Origin of the sequence: Yersinia pekkanenii, from assembly GCF_001152565.1 — a bacterium.
GTDB classification, from domain to species: domain Bacteria; phylum Pseudomonadota; class Gammaproteobacteria; order Enterobacterales; family Enterobacteriaceae; genus Yersinia; species Yersinia pekkanenii.
Genome location: NZ_CQAZ01000099.1, coordinates 1 through 4219 on the forward strand (window position 1 = coordinate 1; position 4219 = coordinate 4219).

The window sequence follows — 4219 nt, forward strand, 5'->3', positions numbered from 1 at the left end:
AGCATGGTTATAGGTTCCCCGGATACTGTTTTTATCCGCATGTGCGAGCTGGAGTTCAATCCAGGCTGAGTTATAGCTCTGTTCATGCAAAATGGTACTCATGGTGTGACGAAAACCATGTCCTGTCGCTTTACCATCATAACCAATACGCTTTAGCACCATATTAATGCTGGCTTCGCTCATGGGCTTATTGACGTCGTTACGTCCAGGAAAAACCAGCCGATAGCTTCCAGTTACGTTCTGAAGTTCCCGCAGGATGGCAGTGACTTGTCGGGTCAGGGGAACGACATGTTTACGCCGCATTTTCATGCGACTTTCCGGTACTGTCCACAGAGCGTTGTCGAAATCAAACTCTTGCCATTCTGCCGCACGCAATTCGACAGTGCGAACACCGGTCAATAAAAGCAGTCGAGTGGCGAGGCGGGTGAGGGGGCTACCGTGATATTCAGCCAACTTATGAAGGAACTCAGGAAGCTCTCTGGCGATTAGATGAGGGAAGTGCTCTGTTTTGGGTGGACTCAAGGCTCCGGCCAGTTCTGCCACAGGGTTCACCGTTGCCCGGCCAGTGGCAATAGCGTAACGGAAAATCTGATTACAGAATTGCCGCACTTTACGCATTTTCTCCAGAGCACCGCGCTTTTCTATCAGGCGCAGCACTTGAAGCATCTCCAGCGGGAGGATCTCTGTGACAGGGCGTTTCCCTACATGTGGGAAGATATCCTTCTCAAGGGCCTCCAGGACGCTTTCTGCATAGCTTGCAGACCATGACGTACACTTGTAGGTATGCCATTCAGTAGCGAGGGTATGGAAGGTATTTTCTACTGTGAACTTTTTGGTTTGCTTCTCGCGCTGTTTTTGCTCGCTGGGGTCATGACCCTCGGAGAGGAGTTTTCGTGCTTCTTCACGCTTTAGCCTGGCCTCGGCTAATGAGATATCAGGGTAGACACCAATAGAGAGTTTTTTCTCTTTGCCTGATACGCGGTATTTCAAGCGCCAATATTTGCGACCATTGGTGGTGACCAGCAGAAAAAGGCCACGCTCATCAGTGAGTTTGTAATCTTTCTCTTTCGGCTTTGCAGTCTCGACTTGTCTGGCATTGAGTGGCATTTGGGGGCCCCTAAATCACATTGAACAAGATAAGCCCCCAGTTAAGCCCCCAAACATCACTTGATTGGTGTTGATGTAGGTTGAGCTCAGTGGAACTTAAAATGGATTAATGTTGAGTATGATAGTGATTATAAAGGAGTTTACTTGAATTCAGAAGACGTGGGGAGAAGTGAAAGTGGTGCCCGGACTCGGAATCGAACCAAGGACACAGGGATTTTCAATCCCTTGCTCTACCGACTGAGCTATCCGGGCAACGGGGCGCATTAAACCGTATTGGCACCAAATCGTCAATGAGTTTCTCATATAAAGGCGATCGGTTGCTCTCTTTTCATGCAAAAATAATGAAAAAACGGATATGCGGCAAATTTTTCAGTGTAATTCAATGTTTCATCTGATTGATTTATCGATTTTTTATTTTTCAGTTCGTTAAATAACAATGGTTTATATATTCACTTAATATGCATTTTTATTTACTCGTACGGTTGAACCGACTCGGAAAACATGCAATTATTGCGCAAATTTAGCGTTACTATTCATTCCCCTAGTTCGTACCATTTCGATGACGTAAGCAGGAGGCGGTTATGGCAGTTTTACATTATCCAATGCATATTGAGCGCCTCGTATGCTATTCCCCCAATTTTGCTTCTGTTAAGTCCCTTATTCCTTCCATGCGGTAAGGCTACCTGTTGCTCACTGTTAGGCATTATTAAAAATAGAGCCAATTCTCTGATTTTACTGATGTCTATTGGTCGATGCTGAGACCAATTCATTCATTATTCTGGCTTTTACTGTGGCCTGAAAAAGTGTGGGTGAGAGATATCAATTTGCCGACATCACATAAAATCTCCACCCTATGTGATGTCATCTATATGCCAAAATGGCAGCCTCATACCTGACCGTTTGAGAGTAAGTGATATGACACTATTAAAAATAGCAACAAGCGCTCGACTGGCTTCTTATGTGGAAAGCCAGCGGGGAGTGGTATACCTCAATCAAACCGATTTTACTGATGTTGCCGCTGTGGTGATGTCGGTTGAAGATGCGAATGCCGGTATATTGTCAAAGTTGCATAATCTGGGCTTTGCTATTCCTACTTTTGTTGTTGTCACGGCAGAACAGACGGTGTCTGCGGATTATTTGCCCCTTATTAAAGGTATCATTACGCTCGGTGAGGCAAATAAAGCGTTTTACAATGCTCAGGTAGAGGCTGCTGCCAGTGAGTATCAAAAAAATCTGTTGCCACCTTTTTTCTCAACGTTAAAGAAATATGTTGAGATGAAGAACTCCACCTTTGCTTGCCCTGGGCATCAGGGCGGAGAGTTCTTTCGTAAACATCCCGCCGGTCGTCAGTTTTTTGAATTCTATGGTGAGACGATTTTCCGTTCAGATATGTGTAACGCAGATGTCAAATTGGGCGACTTGCTTATCCATGAAGGTGCAGCCAAAGACGCACAAAAATATGCGGCTAAGGTCTTTAATGCTGATAAAACCTATTTTGTACTGAATGGTACGTCGACCGCTAATAAGGTGGTGACTAACGCGTTATTGACCCGTGGTGATCTGGTGTTGTTCGATCGTAATAATCATAAATCTAATCACCACGGTGCATTGATTCAAGCGGGAGCGACGCCAGTCTATCTTGAAACTGCCCGTAACCCGTTTGGTTTTATTGGTGGAATTGATGCTCATTGTTTCGATGAACGTTATTTACGCCAGCAACTGCGCGAAGTCGCACCTGAACGTGCGGAGGAAGCACGGCCATTCAGACTGGCGATTATTCAATTGGGTACCTATGATGGTACGGTCTATAACGCGCGCCAGGTCATTGATAGCATTGGTCATTTGTGTGATTACATTTTGTTTGATTCTGCATGGGTAGGTTACGAGCAATTTATTCCAATGATGAAGGATTTCTCGCCGCTGTTGTTGGAATTAAATGAAAATGACCCTGGGATTATTGTGACTCAGTCGGTACATAAGCAGCAGGCCGGCTTTTCTCAGACCTCGCAGGTACATAAAAAAGATAACCATATCAAAGGGCAAAAACGCCATTGTAATCATAAACGTTTTAATAATGCGTTTATGCTGCATGCTTCGACCAGCCCATTTTATCCATTATTTGCTGCCCTGGATGTTAACGCCAAAATACATTCTGGTGATAGTGGCCGCCGTATGTGGATGGATTGCGTAAAACTGGGTATTGAAACCCGTAAATTACTATTAGAGCGTTGTTCAATGCTGCGGCCTTTTATTCCACCCATTGTTGGCGGTAAAAATTGGCAGGATTACGATACCGATATTATTGCCAATGACGCACGTTTCTTTAATTTTGTGCCAAATGAATCTTGGCATGGGTTTGAAGGGTATAACCAAGACCAATACCTGGTTGATCCTTGTAAGCTATTGCTGACGACTCCGGGTATTGATGCCAGCACTGGTCACTATACTGAGTTTGGCGTTCCAGCGGCGATACTGGCGACCTTCTTGCGCGAAAATGGCATTGTGCCGGAAAAATGTGATCTAAATTCGATTCTATTCTTGTTAACTCCGGCTGAAAATCCCGCTAAGATGTCTCATCTGGTTGATATGCTGATGGAATTTGAACGTTATGTTGAGCAGGATGCATTGCTGTGTGATGTACTGCCGACAATATACCGTAAGAATGAAGAGCGCTATCGTGGCTATACTTTGCGCCAGTTATGTCAGGAAATGCATAATCTGTATGTCAGCCACGACGTTAAGCAATTACAAAAAGATATGTTCCGCAAAGCCAGTTTCCCGCAGGTAGTGATGAATCCGCAAGATGCCAATATCCAGTTTATCCGCGATAATATCGAGCTAATTCCTATTGCTGAGGCCGAAGGGCGCATTGCTGCAGAAGGTGCTTTGCCTTATCCGCCGGGCGTATTGTGTGTGGTGCCGGGTGAGGTATGGGGTGGGGCCGTGCAGCGTTATTTCCTGGCGCTGGAAGAGGGAATTAATTTACTGCCGGGCTTCTCACCTGAATTGCAGGGCGTTTATATCGAAAAAGGGGATATAGAGTGGCGGCGTATCTTTGGTTATGTCATCACGCAGTAATCGGGGAAACTGGCAGCCGATGTGGGCATCGGCT

At 45.4% G+C, this 4219-nt stretch carries 2 protein-coding genes and 1 tRNA gene; 1 reads left to right on the plus strand and 2 read right to left on the minus strand.

The genetic code is table 11. The annotated features are described in order from the left end of the window. The coding region (locus AEP37_RS22405; protein ID WP_049615400.1) for a tyrosine-type recombinase/integrase at positions 1-1107 on the minus strand (1107 nt) is incomplete at its 3' end. Positions 1108-1283: 176 nt separating this feature from the next. Then, positions 1284-1359 (minus strand) — tRNA-Phe (locus AEP37_RS22410). A 663-nt stretch (positions 1360-2022) separates the two neighbouring features. On the opposite strand from AEP37_RS22410, the gene speF reads away from it, so the two are divergent. Then, positions 2023-4185 carry an ornithine decarboxylase SpeF gene (gene speF / locus AEP37_RS22420; protein ID WP_049615402.1) on the plus strand — a complete coding sequence of 721 codons (2163 nt, stop codon included), beginning with the start codon at positions 2023-2025 and terminating at the stop codon, positions 4183-4185. Positions 4186-4219 lie beyond the last annotated feature (34 nt).